Origin of the sequence: Streptomyces thermocarboxydus, from assembly GCF_024760485.1 — a bacterium.
Lineage (GTDB): Bacteria > Actinomycetota > Actinomycetes > Streptomycetales > Streptomycetaceae > Streptomyces > Streptomyces cellulosae.
On the sequence record NZ_CP058273.1, the window covers coordinates 1,153,768 to 1,170,462 of the forward strand.

Here is a 16,695-nt window from a genome sequence, read left to right on the forward strand (position 1 = left end):
TGCGCCGGGTTCTGTCCTGGGGGCGTACGCCCACCGCCGCCTGCGGGCAGTCGTGCCGCTTGGGGCGGCACGGGTGGGCGCAGGCGGCACCCTCCCGGCGAGGCTCGGCTGCAGCGCCGTACCTGCGGCTGACGGGGTTGCCTCGCGGCGTCGTACGCCGGGTGCGGTCCGTCGAGGGCTCGTCGCGCAGTTCCCCGCGCCCCTTTGGAGGTGCAGCCGCCGCCGTCTGCGCCAGCCCCCCGCCGCCTGCGGGCGAGTCGTGCCTCCCCCAGTGCCTTGAGGGCCTGGGAGGTGCCCCCAGGGCGACGGGGGTCCCCCGCTCGGGCGAAGCCGAGGTGGGCCCAGGCGGCACCCCTCAGCGGGCCTCGGCTGCAGCGCCGTACCTGCGGCTGACGGGGTGCCTCGCAGCGTCGTACGCCGGGTGCGGGCCGTCGGGGGCTCGTCGCGCAGTTCCCCGCGCCCCTCCGCACGTTCACCCCGCCGATGTCGGCGAGGGCTCAGTCCCGGGCCAGGCCCAGGCGGGCCCTCAACCCCGTCGCCCTGTCGTCCGTCGCCACCGCCGCCGCGCCCGCCGTGACCGTCTCGTAGACGGACAGGATGTCCGCCCCCACCGTGGACCAGTCGAAGCGCCGCACATGCGCACTCCCCCGCGCGCGGAGCTCCTCCCGGCGCTCCGGGTCGCCCAGCAGCCGCACCGCCGCGTCCGCGAGCGCCTCCGCGTCCTCGTTGGCGAACAGCTCCCCCGCCGCGCCCTGGTCCAGGACCTGTGCGAAGGCGTCCAGGTCGGACGCCAGCACCGGCGCCCCCGCCGACATCGCCTCGACGAGGATGATGCCGAAGCTCTCCCCGCCCGTGTTCGGCGCCACGTACAGGTCCACGCTGCGCAGCAGCCGCGCCTTGTCCTCGTCGCTGATCATGCCGAGGAACTCGACCCGGGAGCGGAGTTCCCTCGGCAGGTCCTCCACGGCCTCCTTCTCGTCGCCCCGGCCCGCGACCAGCAGCCGCGTCTGCGGCCGGGCCGCGAGGATCTTCGGCAGGGCCCGCATCAGCACCGGCAGTCCCTTGCGGGGCTCGTCGATGCGGCCGATGAAGCCGATGGTGTCGCCCTGCCACTCGGGCCTGGGCTCGGCCTTGGCGAAGAAGTCGACGTCGACGCCGTTGGGGATGACGACGGCGTCCCCGCCCAGGTGCTCCACCAGCGTGCGCCGGGCGTACTCGCTCACCGCGATCCGCGCGCTGATCTTCTCCAGCGCGGCCTGGAGGATGGCGTACGCGGCGATCATCGCCTTGGAGCGCGGGTTGGAGGTGTGGAAGGTCGCCACCAGCGGCCCCTGCGCCGCCCAGCAGGTCAGCAGGCCCAGGGACGGAGACGACGGCTCGTGGATGTGCACCACGTCGAAGGAGCCGTCGTGCAGCCAGCGCCGTACCCGCGCGGCGGACAGGAACCCGAAGTTCAGCCGGGCCACCGAGCCGTTGTACGGCACCGGCACCGCGCGGCCCGCGGACACGACGTACGGGGGCAGCGGGGTGTCGTCGTCCGCCGGGGCGAGGACGGACACCTCGTGCCCCTGGCGGATGAAGTACTCGGCCAGGTCGCGGATGTGGAACTGGACGCCGCCCGGCACGTCCCAGGAGTACGGGCAGACGATGCCGATCCTCACGCCGTGCCCTCCCGGTCCCGCCCGGGGGCGCGCGCGGGGTCGAGGTCCTCGGTCCACAACCGCTGCAGCATGTGCCAGTCCTCCGGATGCTCGGCGATTCCCGTGGCGAAGGCGTCGGCCAGCGCCTGTGTCATCACAGACGTCTTCTCGGCGCGCGTACCTGACGCGGGAACCTCGACCGGGGGATGCACCCGGCCCTGCATCACGGGCGACTCGTCGTACCAGAGGGTCACGGGCAGCAGCCGCGCGCCGGTCTGCTGGGCCAGCAGGGCCGGCCCCGCGGGCATGCGGGCGGCGTGGCCGAAGAAGTCGACCTCGACGCCCGAGGCGGACAGGTCCCGGTCGGCGACCAGGCAGACCAGGCCGCCGTCACGCAGCCGCCGGGCGAGCGTGCCGAAGGCGGAGCCGCCGCTGTGCGGGAGGACCTCCATGCCGAGGCCCTCGCGGTAGGCGACGAACCGGTCGTACAGCGTCTCCGGCTTCAGGCGCTCGGCGACGGTGGTGAACGGTATGCCGAGCTTGGTGGTGACCCAGGCGCCGGCGAGGTCCCAGTTGGCGAGGTGCGGCAGCGCCAGGACGACGCCCTTGCCGGCCGCCATGCCCTCGTTGAGATGGTGCAGGTCCTTCGCCGTGAAGGACTCGGCGATCCGCTCCGGTCTCCAGGCGGGCAGCCGGAAGGACTCCATCCAGTACCGCAGGTACGACCGCATCCCCGCGCGGGACAGCTCGGCGAGCCGCTCGGGGGTCGCGTCGGGCACCACGCGCGCGTAGTTGCTCTCCAGCCGCTGCACGCCCTTGCCGCGCTGCTTCCAGGCGGCGTCGGCGATGGTCCGGCCCAGGCGCACGGCGACCGGCTCGGGCAGCTTCTTCACGGTGCCCCAGCCCGCGCCGTACAGGGCGTCGGTGAGCCGCTCCCCGGCGCTCACTGGGCGGCCTCGCTCCCCTGCGCCTGCTGCTCCGCGGCCTCCGCCTCGGCGGACTCGCGGCGCACGGTGACCACGCGCTGGATCAGCGTGACGAGGCTGCCGACGGCGACCGCCCACAGGGCGATCGGCAGCAGGTACTGGATGCCGGGCACGCCGAACTTGTGCATGCCCGCGAGCCCGGCCGCGACCAGCGAGATCACCAGCCGCTCGGCCCGCTCCACCAGCCCGTTGACGGCGACCGGCAGCCCGATCGACTCGCCGCGCGCCTTGGTGTACGACACCACCTGGCCGCTGGCGAGGCAGAAGATCGACACCGCGCACAGCACGTTGTCGTTTCCGGAGCCCGCGTACCAGAGGGCGAAGCCGCCGAAGACCGCGCCGTCCGCGACCCGGTCCAGGGTGGAGTCCAGGAAGGCGCCCCAGCGGCTGGAACGGCCCAGCTGCCGGGCCATGTTGCCGTCGACCAGGTCGGAGAACACGAACAGCGTGATGACGACCGTGCCCCAGAAGAACTCGCCGCGCGGATAGAACACCAGCGCGCCGGCCACCACGCCCGCGGTGCCGATGAGCGTGACCGTGTCCGGGCTGACCCCCCGCCGGATGAGAAACGCGGCGAACGGTGTGAGGACACGCGTGAAAAATGCACGCGCGTACTTGTTCAGCATGGCCTTCCCGACGGTCGGTGTGGCCGTGTGGCCCCTGCTGGCCACCGGCGGGCCCATCGTAGTCACCGCGCGCGGGCGTGGCTGCGGGGCACCCGGACCGCCGCGCGCGGGCCGCCGCGGCGTCCCGCCGGGACCGGGGCCGCGGCGGGGATCACGTCCTTCGTATGGACGCGCCGTGACGGGAGTGGAAAGCTCGAAGAACCGCGGGCGCCGCCGGAGCCGCACCGCAGGCGATGCCCCCGGACGGGGTCCGGGGAAGGCTTCCACGGGTCCGCGCCCACAGTGACCTCACCGTGCACGGGAGGCAGGATCATGGGCGACAAGGCGCACACACACCCCGGGGCCGCCGGCAGGGCACAGGCGGCCGACCGCCCCACGTCCGTACGGAACGTGGTGCTGGTCGGCCACTCCGGATCGGGCAAGACGACTCTGGTGGAGGCCCTCGCGCTGACCGCGGGGGCGGTGAACCGGGCGGGCCGCGTGGAGGACGGCGGCACCGTCTCCGACTACGACGAGATCGAGCACCGGCAGCAGCGTTCGGTGCAGCTCTCCCTGGTGCCGGCGGAGTGGAACGGCATCAAGGTCAACCTTCTGGACACCCCCGGCTACGCCGACTTCGTCGGGGAGCTCAGGGCCGGTCTGCGAGCGGCGGACGCGGCCCTTTTCGTCGTCTCGGCCGCGGACGGCGTGGACGGCTCGACCCGCATGGTGTGGGACGAGTGCGCGGCGGTCGGCATGCCCCGCGCCATCGTGATCACGCACCTGGAGGCGGCCCGCGCCGACTTCGAGGAGATGACCCGGGTCTGCGCGGAGACCTTCGGCGGGGACGACCCGGACGCGGTGCTGCCGCTGTACCTGCCGCTGCGCGGCCCCGAGGGACCGGACGGGCACCGGCCGGTGACCGGGCTGATCGGGCTGCTGACGCGCAAGCTGTTCGACTACTCGAGCGGCGAGCGCGTGGCGAACGAGCCCGTCGGGGACCAGGTGCCGCTGATCGAGGAGGCGCGCGGCCGGCTGATCGAGGGGATCATCTCCGAGAGCGAGGACGAGACCCTCATGGACCGCTACCTCGGCGGTGAGGACGTCGACGTCAAGACGCTGATCGACGACGCGGAACGCGCGGTGGCGCGGGGCGTCTTCTTCCCCGTCCTGGCCGCGGCGCCCGCCGCCCCCGGCGCCCGCCAGGGGCTCGGCACCGTGGAACTGCTCGATCTGATCACCGGCGGCTTCCCGACCCCGCTGGAGCACGGCACCCCGCAGGTGACCACGCCGGACGGCAGGCCGCGCGAGCTGAAGCCGTGCGACCCGGACGCCCCACTGGTCGCGGAGGTCGTGAAGACGTCGTCCGACCCCTACCTGGGCCGGCTGTCGCTGGTGCGGGTCTTCTCCGGGACGCTGCGCGCCGACCAGACCGTGCACGTCTCCGGACACGGCCTGAGCGACCGGGGCCACGAGGACCACGACGTCGACGAGCGGGTCGGCGCGCTGTCCACGCCGTTCGGCAAGGTGCAGCGGCCGGTGTCGCACGTCATCGCGGGCGACCTGGCCTGCGTGGCGAAGCTGTCCCGCGCGGAGACCGGCGACACCCTGTCCTCGAAGGACGACCCGCTGGTCATGGAGCCGTGGGACATGCCCGATCCGCTGCTGCCGCTGGCCATCGAGGCGCACAGCAAGGCGGACGAGGACAAGCTGTCCCAGGGGCTGTCCCGGCTGGTGGCCGAGGACCCGACGATGCGGCTCGAGCAGAACCAGGACACCCATCAGGTGGTGCTGTGGTGTCTCGGCGAGGCGCACGCGGACGTGGCGCTGGAGCGGCTGCGCAGCCGGTACGGCGTGCAGGTCGACGTGGTGCCGCACCGGGTGTCGCTGCGGGAGACGTTCGGCTCCGACGCGTCCGGGCGCGGACGGCACGTCAAACAGTCCGGCGGGCACGGGCAGTTCGCGATCTGCGAGATCGAGGTGGAGCCGCTGCCGAACGGCTCCGGCATCGAGTTCGTGGACAAGGTCGTCGGCGGCGCCGTACCGCGGCAGTTCGTCCCGTCGGTGGAGAAGGGGATAAGGGCCCAGGCGCAGAGGGGAGTTGCGGCCGGGCATCCGCTCGTCGACGTGCGGGTGACACTGCTCGACGGCAAGGCGCACTCGGTGGACTCCTCGGACGCCGCGTTCCAGACGGCGGGCGCGCTGGCGCTGCGGGAGGCCGCCGCGGACGCGAAGATCCATCTGCTGGAGCCGGTGGCGGAGGTGTCCGTGCTGGTCGGCGACGACTACGTGGGCACCGTGATGAGCGACCTGTCCGGGCGCCGCGGCCGGGTGCTGGGCACCGAGCAGTCGCCCGGCGGGCGCACGCTGATCCGGGCGGAGGTGCCGGAGATCGAGATCGGCCGGTACGCCGTCGACCTGCGGTCGCTGTCGCACGGCACCGCACGCTTCAGCCGCCGCTACGTCCGCCACGAACCGATGCCGCCGCAGGTCGCGGAACGGGTCAAGGGGGAGGCGCGCGCCGCCTCCTGACGCGCCGGGCGCCCGCTCACCGCCCGGCGGGCGCCCGTGTGCGCGGCCGCGCTTCCGCTTCACCCCGTCACGTCTCCCCCGTACCGGAGAACGGCTTGGAACGACCCCCGGCGGACGGCGGTGGCTGCCTATACGCTGAAGACCTGATCAACAGGTGTGCGCAGCACGGAAGTCGGGAAGGCCGCAAGACGACAGTCGCGGCGATCGGGGGCGGGAATGACCGTTGAGAGCGGTTACGCGGAGTTCTTCGGTCCGCAGGTGCCGCGCACGGGCGACGAGGGCCAGACGCCCACGTTCGCGCTGGCCTCGGCGGCCTACCGGGACAACGAGGCCGAGGAGATACTCAAGGCCAACAGCGAGTGGCACAAGTCGGAGGTCGGCAAGCCGCGGATGAAGCTGTTCCGGCCCAATCTCGGCGAGGCGTTCTCCCGGGCGATCATCGACCGGATGCTGGGCTCCGGCCGCGCCCCGCTCATCCAGTCCTTCGGCACCCAGCCCCAGGTCGTGGTGGAGCACGCGCTGGCGGCCCACCGCATCCGCCGCGAGCGCGACAACTGGCTGACCGCCGTGATGGTGCTGTGCGGGCTGCTGTTCCTGCCCGGCCTGCTCCTGTGGCTGCTGGTCTTCCAGATCCGTACGACGATGGCCAAGCGCGAGGACAAGCGGGCCGGCGCGCTCGCCACCGCCCTGCTGGTCGGCGTGGGCGCGCTCGCCGTGCTGTTCCTGCTGCGCATGCCGTTCACCGGGTTCTGGGCCTGGTACGCGCGCGCGGCGGTCGTGGCCCCGGTGCTCGGCTGGTTCTGGGCCAAGCAGATCTGCGAGCGCACCGCCCGAGACCTGCGGGAGCGCTGGGACAGCCTGCTGTCGGGCAGCAGCATCGGCGCCAAGGTGCCCGAGGCGGTGCCCAGCAGCCCCGGCGAGACGGCGGCCGAGCAGCTGCGCCAGTCGCTGGCCCGGCTCAGCGCCGAGCAGCAGTCCAACTCCGTCTTCTACGCCGGCCCCAAGGGCATCCTCGGAATGGGCACCCGCTGGGGCAGCTGGCAGCTCGCCGAGGACCTGGTGCCCGCCGACCCCGGCCGGGAGATCCACCCGTTCCGCAGCTGGGACGTCATCAAGGCCATCCACGACCGGCTGCGCATGCTGGAGCGCGGCCCGCTGAACACGGGCGGCTTCCCCAAGCCGTCGATTCGCCACTGGATCGTCACCCCCATCGGGGAGAACGCCACGGCGGTCACCCGGCCCGAGGGCACGGACGTCGAGGCGTACCAGGTGAAGCAGCACGCCGTGCAGGAGATCTGCAACAAGCAGCAGTTCGGCGCGGGCGACCGGCACTACCTGGGCGTGCAGTGGACCCTGTGGGACGGCCAGCTGGTGATCACGATGCTGATCACGGTGACCGTGCTGCACGAGACGCTGCGCATCGAGGTCACCGGACACGCCCTGGGCCCGGTGCACTCGCTGTTCACCACCAAGCCGGCGGCGAAGGAGAAGGAGGTCCAGAAGTCGGTCAAGTTCTGGGAGACCCGGAAAATCAAGCTCCCGCTGGTCGACTCGGACGAGGTGGTACGCCTGGCCGCCCGCGCGCCCCTGACCAAGTACCCGCCGCTGCTGTACTGGCTGGGCGGCAAGCTGACCCTGCCGGAGCCGTTCGGGCTGCGGCACGCCTGGGCGGACAAGCCCTGGCGGCACCGGTTCATGGCGGACGACGCGCTGCGGGCGGCGACGCCGGTGCTGCGCGTGGTGCACTCGGCGGCGATCAAGGTGCTGGACGAGAACGGCGTGGACACCACGAAGTTCGGCTCCCGCTCGTCGTCCCTGTCCACGGCGGTCCAGGAGGCGACGCCGAGCAAGGCCGACCTGTACGACGCGTAGCCGGAAGGCGGGCGGGGTGCGCCGCTGCGGACCCCGCCTCTCCCCCGCGTCCAGGGCGTCAGGCCGCCGGCCAGGCCTCCGCGAGCATCTTGCGGGTATCGGCCAGCAGCTGCGGCAGCACCTTGGTGTGGCCGATGACCGGCATGAAGTTGGTGTCGCCGCCCCAGCGCGGGACGACGTGCTGGTGGAGGTGGGCGGCGATGCCCGCGCCCGCGACCGTGCCCTGGTTCATGCCGATGTTGAAGCCGTGCGCGCCCGACGCCGTGCGCAGCGCCGTCATCGCCTGCTTGGTGAGCGCGGCGAGCTCCGCCGTCTCCTCGACGGTGAGCTCCGTGTAGTCGGCCACGTGCCGGTAGGGCACGGTCATCAGATGGCCGCCGGTGTACGGATACAGGTTGAGCACCGCGTACACCAGCTCGCCGCGGCGCAGGATCAGCCCGTCCTCGTCGGACGCGGCCGGGAGGGAACAGAAGGGGCAGCCGTCGCCGGCACCGGGGCCGCTCGGCTTGTTCTCGCCCTGGATGTAGGCCATCCGGTGGGGCGTCCACAGACGCTGGAACGCGTCCTGCGTGCCCACTCCCAACTGCTGCTCCGGCTCACTCGTCATGCGTGCAGCATATGGCGTGACCGCGGGGAGGCGGCAAAAAGGCCCCCGGGTCGTACCCAGGGGCCTCGAAGCCCCGCTGCGGCGGGGAGCACGGCACCTTGTGCTTGTGGGCCTTCCGCATCGGGCCATCCCCGCTGACGCGGGGAGTGGATCACACGTGCACGCGGCGCTCTACGACGTCAAAGAGCTTCGCCAGCGCTTCGTCACGCGGGATGCCGTTCTCCTGCGAGCCATCGCGGTACCGGAACGACACCGTGCCCGCGTTCATGTCGTCGTCACCCACGATGATCATGAACGGGACCTTCTGCCGCTGCGCCGTCCTGATCTTCTTCTGCATACGGTCCGAGGAGGAGTCGACCTCCACGCGCAGGCCCTTCTGCTTGGCCTCCGCGGCGAACTTCTCCAGATACTCGACGTGGGCGTCACCCACGGGGATGCCCACCGCCTGCACCGGCGCCAGCCACGCCGGGAACGCGCCCGCGTAGTGCTCCAGGAGCACCGCGAAGAACCGCTCGATGGAGCCGAACAGCGCGCGGTGGATCATGACCGGGCGCTGCTTGGATCCGTCCGGACCCGTGTACTCCAGGTCGAAGCGCTCCGGCAGGTTGAAGTCGAGCTGGATGGTCGACATCTGCCAGGTGCGGCCGATGGCGTCCTTCGTCTGCACGGAGATCTTCGGGCCGTAGAAGGCGGCGCCGCCCGGGTCCGGGACCAGCGGCAGGCCCTGCTTCTCGGCGACCTGGCGCAGCGTCTCGGTCGCCTCCTCCCAGGCCTCGTCCGAGCCGACGAACTTCTCCGGGTCCTTGGTCGACAGCTCCAGGTAGAAGTCGGTGAGGCCGTAGTCGCGCAGCAGGTTCAGGACGAAGGTGAGGGTCTTGTCCAGCTCCTCGGACATCTGCTCGCGCGTGCAGTAGATGTGCGCGTCGTCCTGGGTGAAGCCGCGGGCGCGGGTCAGGCCGTGCACCACACCCGACTTCTCGTACCGGTACACGGTCCCGAACTCGAACAGGCGCAGCGGCAGTTCGCGGTACGAGCGGCCGCGCGCGTCGAAGATCAGGTTGTGCATCGGGCAGTTCATGGGCTTGAGGTAGTAGTCCACGCCGTCGTCGAGCTGCATGGGCGGGTACATGCCGTCGGCGTACCAGTCCAGGTGGCCCGAGGTCTCGAAGAGCTTCCCCTTCGTCGCGTGCGGGGTGTAGACGAACTCGTAGCCCTCCTCCTCGTGCCGGCGGCGCGAGTAGTCCTCCATGACCCGGCGGATGATGCCGCCCTTGGGGTGGAAGACGGCGAGGCCGGAGCCGATCTGCTCCGGGATGGAGAACAGGTCGAGCTCGCTGCCGAGCTTGCGGTGGTCGCGCTTCTCGGCCTCGGCGAGGAACTCCAGGTGCGCCTTGAGCTCCTCCTTGGAGGGCCAGGCGGTGCCGTAGATGCGCTGGAGCATCGGGTTCTTCTCGCTGCCGCGCCAGTAGGCGGCCGCGTTGCGCATCAGCTTGAACGCCGGGATGTTCCGGGTGGTGGGCAGGTGGGGACCGCGGCAGAGGTCCTTCCAGGCCACCTCGCCGGTCTTGGGGTCGATGTTGTCGTAGATCGTCAGCTCACCGGCGCCGACCTCGACGTCCGCGCCGTCGTCGTGCGAGGCGGAGCCCTTGAGGCCGATCAGCTCCAGCTTGTACGGCTCGTCGGCGAGTTCCTCGCGGGCGGCCTCGTCGGTCACCACGCGGCGGGAGAAGCGCTGGCCGCGCTTCTGGATCTCCTGCATCTTCTTCTCGATGGCCTTGAGATCCTCGGGCGTGAAGGGCTTCTCCACGTCGAAGTCGTAGTAGAAGCCGTCCCGCACCGGCGGGCCGATGCCCAGCTTGGCCTCGGGGAACAGCTCCTGCACGGCCTGGGCCATCACATGCGCGGTGGAGTGGCGCAGGATGTTGAGGCCGTCCTCGGAGGAGATCTCGACGCCCTCGACGGTCTCGCCGTCCTGGACCTCGTACGAGAGGTCCTTGAGTTCGCCGTTCACCCGGGCGGCAATGATCGAGCGCTCGCCGGCGAAGAGCTCGGCGGCCGTAGTGCCCGTCGTCACCACGCGTTCTTCCCGCTCGGAATCGCGTTGGATGATCACACGGACGTCTGACACCGGTCTCTCCTGACTGAAGGCTGTGGTCGCGGCGCCATACCGGAGCGCACGCATGGGTGCGATCGTACCGACCCGGGACCGGTGCAGGCGAAATCAGCTGTCGCAGGACGGCCCGAAGGCCTCCCCGAAGTCGTCCGCGCTCTCCTGGAGCACCTTGAGCAGCCGGTCGCGTTCGGCCTCGTCGGCCTGGACCGGCGCGACCTGCCGGACCTCGGTGAGTCGCCGGAACCCGCTGCGTCCGGCCAGCCGGCCGCGCATCCGCACCGGGAGCCCCATGAGGTGGGCGTGCCCGGCGATCCGGTAGTCCTCCTCGCCGAGCGTCACCCGGAGGTGCCCGACCTCGGCGCCCGCCAGCACCCGCAGCCGCACCAGGCCCTCGCCCCGGGGCTGCGACCGGTACATCCGCACGACGGCCCCGGTGACGGAGGGTTCCGCGCGCTGGTAGCGGCGGCCGGCCTCCAGCAGGACGGGCAGGTCGCCGGGCGTGAACGCGACGGGCCCGGCGGCCGCGCACCCCTCGGGCACCCCGGCCGCCGGCGCCCAGTCCACGCCGACGCGGGCGCCCTCGGCGCCCCGGACCAGAGCGACGAGGGCCTCGGTGAGCTCGTGGCTGACGCCCGCGCCGACGGCGGTGGCGAAGGCGTCCATGGAGCCGGTGGCCCGCCGGTGGTCGACGGCCTCGCGGGCGGCGTGCAGGGCGTGGAACAGGCACACGGCGAGCGGGCGGCCGGTGGCGACGGGCACGAAGGCGGTGAGGCCGCGGCCGTCCGGGGCGGGGCCCACCAGCACGCCGTCCAGGGCGGCGGCGGCCGGCGGTGGCGGGCGCCGTGGTAGCCGCGCGGGCGCGGTGGCGAGCGCGGCGGCGAGCAGGGTGCGGCGGGCGGCGGTCCTGAGCTGTTCCTCCGCCGTCCAGGCGACGGCGTCGCCGGGACCTGTCGGGAGGTCGCGGGACCAGCGGATCTCGTCGCTGGGCACGGCGAGGGCGAGCAGGATCTCGCGGGCGGAGGGCGTGCCGCTGCGGGACAGCGCGTCCAGGGCCTCGGCGAGCAGGTCCTCACTGTCGGGGAAGGTCCGGCCGGCCGGGACGAGGAGGCTGGTGCCGGTGCCCGGGCCTGGCGGGGTCCAGCGGCCGTAGCGTCCGGGGGCGCCGCCGCGCCGCTCCCAGCCGTGCCGGCGGAGCAGGGCGGTGAGCACGGCGGGGTCGGCGCCGGAGGCCTCGGGCGGCGGGGCGTCGGGGAAGGCGTCGGCGGGGTGCGGGCGTACGGGCCGGGCGGGTTCGCCGGTGGGGCGGTGGGTCATGGTCTGCCTCCCCTGCCGACCCGCGTCATGATCTCGCACAGCGCCCGGTCGTCGAAGATGCGTGAGGTGGGGATCCGTACGGTGGTGCGGCGGCGGCCGGTGACGGGGTGTCCGGCGAGGTTGACCCAGTAGCAGCAGTGGCGCAGGTCGAGCCGGTCGTGTCCGGCGCGCAGCCAGTCGTCCTGGGAGCGCGGCAGGATCATCACGACGAGGATCTTGTGCACGGTGACCGGGGTGCGGGCGAGCTTTTCCAGGTGGGCGTTGTCCAGGGTGAAGGAGAAGGAGCGTCCCCGGGGGTGGGGGGCGATCTGCGAGGTGGCCTTGAGCTGCACCTTGATGGTGACCTCGTCGTCGACGAGGTGGCCGGGGGCGCTGTGGCTGACGTGCCAGTCGATGCCGTTGTCCGGGAAGGGCTGGGACAGCGAGCAGCCGGCCGCGGCGGCGACGGCGTGGAGGTAGCCGACCTGCAGGGTCTCCATGCAGGCGGTGGTGGCGAGGGTGCCGCGAGCGGCAGGTGTGCGCTCCGGCAGCAGCCCGCCCCGTTCGGGCTGCGCGATGGCCATGACCAACAGCCTTCCAGAACAGTCGAATCCCATGCGCGGGTCGCTGAACTGCAAAGACCCGTACTCCTGTTGTCTCCTCCCCGCGTAGTGCGCAAACAGGGCGGGTATCACCGCTGCGAGCAGTGGACGGCACGTCAACTGCTGGTGGTGAGCGAGGGGTTGGTGGGTATGACGTGCTGGTACGAAGGGCCGCTGGCCGCCTTCGATACGGAGACCACGGGTGTGGACGTCGAGACCGACCGGATCGTGTCGGCCGCCCTCGTCGTCCAGGACGCGCCGGGCGCCCGGCCTCGGGTGACGCGCTGGCTGGTGAATCCGGGCGTGCCGGTGCCGGCCGCGGCGACGGAGGTGCACGGGCTGACGGAGGAGCATCTGCAGCGCAACGGCCGCTGGCCGGCGCCGGTGATGTACGAGGTGGCGCAGGCGCTGGCGGAGCAGGCGGCGGTGGGCCGGCCGGTGGTGGTGATGAACGCGCCGTTCGATCTGACGCTGCTGGACCGGGAGTTGCGCCGGCACCGGGCGTCGTCGCTGAACCGCTGGTTCGAGCGGACGCCGCTGCTGGTGCTGGACCCGCGGGTGCTGGACAAGCATCTGGACCGCTACCGCAAGGGCCGCCGCACGCTGGCCGACCTGTGCGCGCACTACGAGGTGGAGCTGGAGGAGGCGCACGACGCGGCGGCGGACGCGGCGGCCGCGCTGGAGGTCACCCGGGCGGTGGGCCGCCGGTTCGCGTCCCGGCTGGAGCGGCTGTCCCCCGGTGAGCTGCACACCTTGCAGGCGGTGTGGCACGCGGCACAGGCGCGGGGCCTCCAGGCGTGGTTCGCGCGCACGGGCACGGAGGAGATCGTCGACCCGGCCTGGCCGCTGCGCCCGGACCTGCCGGCGGCGGCGTGACCTTGTGTCTCCGGCCCACGAAAACACCGTGGGCGGGGGTGTGGGTGGCGGAGCCCCCACACCGCGCGGCGAAGCCGCGCACAACCGAAGAGAGCGACGTGTGTCCGTCTTTGACGGACACACGTCGCTCTCGCGAGCGTGGGCGATACTGGGTTCGAACCAGTGACCTCTTCGGTGTGAACGAAGCGCTCTCCCACTGAGCTAATCGCCCGGGAACGCACTGAACAATACAGGTCCCAGGAGGCTTCGTTCAAACCGCTTGAAGGTGCGCCTCCAGTCCGCGCCGCCCGGCCCGCAGCATCAGCGCGTGGTTGGCCCGGAAGAGCGGTCGTCCGGGGACGGCGAGCACCCGCAGCAGCCGCGCCCGGACGTCGGCCTCCTGCTCGTAGTGGGCGGCGCAGCCGTGCGCGCCGAGGTCGGTGACGGTCCACCGCGCCCAGCCGTCGATGTCGCCGGACAGCCCTGCCTCCAGCACGCCGTTCTCCCGGTCCCGCCGCCCCTCCCGCAGGGTGAAGGTGAGGTCGTACGGGAGGACGGAGCGGATCGTGACGATGCCGGTGGTGTCGTCGAGGCGGGCGACCTCCCGCACCTGCGGCCACCACCGGGGGTAGTCCTCGATCCGCTCCAGCGCGCCGTACACCGTCGCGGCGGGCGCGGACAGCGTCCACACGGTGCGGAAGCGGTAATGATTCCGGTCCATGTACGGAGTGTGCCCGCCCGCGCCCTCCTCGTGCGTCACGGCATGCGGTCCCCCAGCAGGGCGAGGTTCTCGATGGCGGCGAGTCCGTAGAGGGCGGTGTCGTTGGTGGAGACCCAGGGTGCCTCGCTGCCGGCGACCAGGGCGGTGGTGCCGCTCACCTTCTCGGTCCTCCAGGGCGCGGACTCCTTGTAGCCGTCGGAGTCGTAGAACTTCGCCCAGGCCCGCTTGGCCAGCGCCTCGTCGCCGGTGCGTACGGCGGCGTAGGCGTCGAGGCGGGAGTGGCCCTGGAAGAGGATCAGGCTGCCGAAGTCGGTGCCGTAGCGGGCGGCCTGTTCGGCCTTGGTGGCGTTGAAGTAGCGGCAGTAGTCGTAGTACGCCTCCTCGAACTCTGGCATGTCGACGAGGTCGATCAGTTCGGCGCACAGTTCGTTGAGGCCGAAGACGGCGGACAGGTGGGAGACCTCCACCTTCGGGGTGTCGGCGACGGCGAACCGGCCGGTTTCGAGGTCGTACAGGCCGCTGCCCTGGACGAAGCCGTTGGGCTGGGCGGCGATGGTCTCCATGGTGGAGAGCACGCGCGCCCGGGCCTTCTGCCACTGGGGGCCCTTGCGTTCCCACTCGGTGAGCCAGGCGGAGACCAGGCCGCTCCAGTCGGTGCCGAAGCCGATGGACAGGGCGCCCGGGTCGGGGGTGTACGGCTCGGTGCGGATCTTGCGGAGCGGGTCGAGGGCGAGGAAGGTCTCGTCGGAGTCGACGTTGGCGTGCATGAGGTCGCCGGTGCGTTCGTCGGCGGTGAGGAAGTAGTAGAAGCGCCGGTAGGTGGTGTTGGCGATGCGCTGCTGCTTGGCGCTGTCGGCGTAGTGCTGGACGCCGTGGCGGGTGCCGAGTCCGGCCCATTCGCCGAGGTGGTAGACATCGACCTCGCCGGTGTGGCGGGTCATGGCCTCGGCGAAGCGGAAGATGTCGGCACGCCCGGAGCGCAGGTAGGCGTACCAGAGCCACAGGTCCGGCGAGAGTTCGCTGTTGTCCCAGGCGTAGCCGCCGACGTCGTAGCGCCACTGGTGCCGGACGGTGTCGTAGGTGTGCATGATGTCGCCGTAGTCCCAGAAGCCGTACCAGCGGCGCTGCTCCACCTGGTCCTTGTAGTAGGTGAAGAGGAAGTCGAGGTGGTCCTCGATCTTCTGCTTGGCGGGGGTGGAGCGGTCGGGCTCGGCGAACAGGCCCTTGCCGAAGACGCCGGCGGTGACGAGCTGCCGGGGCGGCGCGGCGAGCTGCGGCAGCACGCGTACGGCGCGGGCGCGGGCGGCGAGCTGATCGGCGTCCGGGGTGGCGGCCTCGGCCCAGAACAGCAGCTCGGAGGTGCGGGCGATGCCGTAGGGGGTGCCGAAGCCGGGCTCGTAGTCCTCGTAGGTGATGTTGAGGCCTTCGAGCTGTTCGGGGAAGGTGTCCTGGCCCATGCCGTCGTGGTAGAAGCGCAGGTCCATGGGCTGGGCCTCGGGCGACCAGAGCCAGAGGGTGACCTCGGCCGTGTCGGTGTGCGCGTCGCGGATGTCGAGCTGGGCGGGGTGCTTCTCCCAGAAGTCGCGCAGTCCGAAGGAGAGGCCGCCGCTGACGCCGCCGACGTAGCCGTAGCCGGAGGCGCGCCGCCCGCCTCCGGCGCCGATCCAGCCGTGGCCCCTCTTCGTGCGCTTGCGGACGGTGAAGCCGTCGGCGGAGAGCTGGGAGAGGGTGTGGTCGCCCCATTCGGGGATGTACTGGAGGCGGCTGGTGACGCGCTGGTCCCAGGTGGTCGGGTCGGGCAGCTTGCGTCCCTCGAACTGGGCCTGCTGCACGGCGGTTCCGGGGTCGCGGCGCAGCCCGGTGATGCCCTTGACCGCCTCGCGGAGCATCCCCTCGCCCTCGCCGCCGAGCCGGACGTGCCGGTCGTACGTCGCGTCGCGCAGCGGGACGGAGAAGCGGACGCCGATGCCGCGCACGAAGTCGCCCTTGGCGCGGCCGGGTTCCTGCTTCCCGTCGTAGGTGATGGTGTGCACCATGCGGAAGGACTCGGCGCCCGCGTAGAAGTAGAGGCGCACGGAGAAGGGCAGCAGGGTGTCACGGCCCTTGCGGTGGGTGCCGTCGACGCGGACGACCGCGCGGACGGGGCCGTCCTGCTCGACGGTGACGCCGGAGACCGTGCCGTCGAAGCGCTCGGTGCGGACGGTGGTGCGGTCGCCGTCCTCGATCTCGGGCTGGCGCACCACGACGAGGCGTCCGTCGCGGGCGATCTCGGTGGAGCCGCGGGTGACCGAGCGGACCAGGGTGTCGCCGCCGGTGCCGATCCGGGCGGTGATGACGCCGGTGGAGACGGTGACGGTGGCGCCGCGCCGGGTGACGGTGACCTTCTTGCCGGGCGCGGCGGGCGTGCCGGTCTTCAGGGTGAGCCGGCCGGTGCCGGAACTGACGGCGTGCGCGGTCCATTTGAGGGAGCCGTCGGGCCAGTACGCGAGCGGCCAGGTCTGCACGGGGACGTCGTTGCCGTCGGCGTCGGTGACGGCGAAGGTGCGCTCCTCGGGGTGGGCGCCACGGGGCCAGGGGACGCCGACGGTGGAGCCGGGGGCGGCTCCCAGGCCGCCCTCCTCCAGCCAGTCCAGGGTCACCGGGTCGGCGCCGCCGGGCGCGGCTGCGGGCGCCGCGGCGGCTTCCCTCGCGCCGAGGGTCCAGCCGGCCTGGGTGGCGGCGCCGGCGACGGCGGCCGCCTTGATGAGGGTTCTGCGGGGGATGGGAGACATGGCCCGTCCTTTCCATGGCTGCGGAGTTGCACAGTGATGTCAGGGGCATGACAGCCAGAGGTGCGGCGCCGAAGCGCCCACCCCGGTGGCGGCACCGC

General features: G+C 72.2%; 11 protein-coding genes, 1 tRNA gene and 1 pseudogene. 3 read left to right on the forward strand and 10 right to left on the reverse strand.

Features of this window, described 5'->3' with window-relative positions:
* Positions 1-497 precede the first annotated feature (497 nt).
* Genes AY578_RS05380 through pgsA form a run of 3 tightly spaced genes read right to left on the reverse strand, consistent with a single transcriptional unit; the run spans position 498 to position 3,309 of the window.
* The gene (locus AY578_RS05380; RefSeq protein ID WP_019523781.1) at positions 498-1,661 is read right to left on the reverse strand and encodes a glycosyltransferase family 4 protein; all 1,164 of its coding nucleotides are present in this window, start codon (positions 1,659-1,661) and stop codon (positions 498-500) included.
* A complete protein-coding gene (locus AY578_RS05385) occupies positions 1,658-2,587 on the reverse strand; it encodes a phosphatidylinositol mannoside acyltransferase (RefSeq protein WP_136237622.1) in 930 nt (309 codons plus the stop codon). The genes AY578_RS05380 and AY578_RS05385 overlap by 4 nt, the downstream gene beginning before the upstream one ends.
* A complete protein-coding gene (gene pgsA / locus AY578_RS05390) occupies positions 2,584-3,309 on the reverse strand; it encodes a phosphatidylinositol phosphate synthase (protein WP_019523783.1) in 726 nt (241 codons plus the stop codon). Before pgsA ends, AY578_RS05385 begins: the two co-directional genes overlap by 4 nt.
* A gap of 255 nt (positions 3,310-3,564) precedes the next feature.
* Here pgsA and AY578_RS05395 point away from each other — a divergent pair, with 255 nt between their 5' ends.
* Together AY578_RS05395 and AY578_RS05400 are read left to right on the forward strand one after the other, a co-directional pair.
* On the forward strand, positions 3,565-5,763 hold the full coding sequence (locus tag AY578_RS05395) for an elongation factor G-like protein EF-G2 (protein ID WP_258902131.1): 2,199 nt from the start codon (positions 3,565-3,567) through the stop codon (positions 5,761-5,763).
* Between the two features lie 216 nt (positions 5,764-5,979).
* On the forward strand, positions 5,980-7,635 hold the full coding sequence (locus AY578_RS05400) for an AbeC-like domain-containing protein (RefSeq protein WP_019523785.1): 1,656 nt from the start codon (positions 5,980-5,982) through the stop codon (positions 7,633-7,635).
* Between the two features lie 58 nt (positions 7,636-7,693).
* On the opposite strand, the gene AY578_RS05405 is transcribed toward AY578_RS05400, so the two are convergent.
* The 4 genes and pseudogenes from AY578_RS05405 to AY578_RS05420 all read right to left on the reverse strand — a co-directional run bounded on the left by AY578_RS05405 (position 7,694) and on the right by AY578_RS05420 (position 12,232).
* On the reverse strand, positions 7,694-8,242 hold the full coding sequence (locus tag AY578_RS05405) for an HIT family protein (protein WP_026243670.1): 549 nt from the start codon (positions 8,240-8,242) through the stop codon (positions 7,694-7,696).
* Between the two features lie 151 nt (positions 8,243-8,393).
* Complete coding sequence (thrS, locus tag AY578_RS05410; RefSeq protein WP_258902132.1) at positions 8,394-10,370, reverse strand: threonine--tRNA ligase; 1,977 nt, start codon at positions 10,368-10,370, stop codon at positions 8,394-8,396.
* A 93-nt stretch (positions 10,371-10,463) separates the two neighbouring features.
* Positions 10,464-11,669: pseudogene (locus AY578_RS05415) on the reverse strand (hypothetical protein).
* Complete coding sequence (locus tag AY578_RS05420; RefSeq protein ID WP_019523789.1) at positions 11,666-12,232, reverse strand: DUF4365 domain-containing protein; 567 nt, start codon at positions 12,230-12,232, stop codon at positions 11,666-11,668. Before AY578_RS05420 ends, AY578_RS05415 begins: the two are co-directional and overlap by 4 nt.
* Before the next feature lie 168 nt (positions 12,233-12,400).
* On the opposite strand from AY578_RS05420, the gene AY578_RS05425 reads away from it, so the two are divergent.
* Positions 12,401-13,126: a 3'-5' exonuclease gene (locus tag AY578_RS05425; protein WP_019523790.1), complete on the forward strand. Its 726-nt coding sequence runs from the start codon at positions 12,401-12,403 to the stop codon at positions 13,124-13,126.
* Between the two features lie 139 nt (positions 13,127-13,265).
* On the opposite strand, the gene AY578_RS05430 is transcribed toward AY578_RS05425, so the two are convergent.
* From AY578_RS05430 to AY578_RS05440, 3 genes are all read right to left on the reverse strand, one after another.
* Positions 13,266-13,337 (reverse strand) — tRNA-Val (locus AY578_RS05430).
* 39 nt (positions 13,338-13,376) lie between these two features.
* Positions 13,377-13,826, reverse strand: a complete 450-nt coding sequence (locus AY578_RS05435) for an SRPBCC family protein (RefSeq protein WP_136237627.1) — start codon at positions 13,824-13,826, stop codon at positions 13,377-13,379.
* 35 nt (positions 13,827-13,861) lie between these two features.
* The gene (locus AY578_RS05440) at positions 13,862-16,597 is read right to left on the reverse strand and encodes an exo-rhamnogalacturonan lyase family protein (RefSeq protein WP_258902133.1); all 2,736 of its coding nucleotides are present in this window, start codon (positions 16,595-16,597) and stop codon (positions 13,862-13,864) included.
* Positions 16,598-16,695: the final 98 nt, after the last annotated feature.

Coding starts and splice junctions, on each gene's coding strand:
- AY578_RS05435 (WP_136237627.1), bottom strand. CDS start 13,826: ATGGACCGGAATCATTACCGCTTCCGCACCGTGTGGACGCTGTCCGCG.
- AY578_RS05425 (WP_019523790.1), top strand. CDS start 12,401: ATGACGTGCTGGTACGAAGGGCCGCTGGCCGCCTTCGATACGGAGACC.
- AY578_RS05420 (WP_019523789.1), bottom strand. CDS start 12,232: ATGGCCATCGCGCAGCCCGAACGGGGCGGGCTGCTGCCGGAGCGCACA.
- AY578_RS05400 (WP_019523785.1), top strand. CDS start 5,980: ATGACCGTTGAGAGCGGTTACGCGGAGTTCTTCGGTCCGCAGGTGCCG.
- AY578_RS05405 (WP_026243670.1), bottom strand. CDS start 8,242: ATGACGAGTGAGCCGGAGCAGCAGTTGGGAGTGGGCACGCAGGACGCG.
- AY578_RS05395 (WP_258902131.1), top strand. CDS start 3,565: ATGGGCGACAAGGCGCACACACACCCCGGGGCCGCCGGCAGGGCACAG.
- pgsA (WP_019523783.1), bottom strand. CDS start 3,309: ATGGGCCCGCCGGTGGCCAGCAGGGGCCACACGGCCACACCGACCGTC.
- AY578_RS05440 (WP_258902133.1), bottom strand. CDS start 16,597: ATGTCTCCCATCCCCCGCAGAACCCTCATCAAGGCGGCCGCCGTCGCC.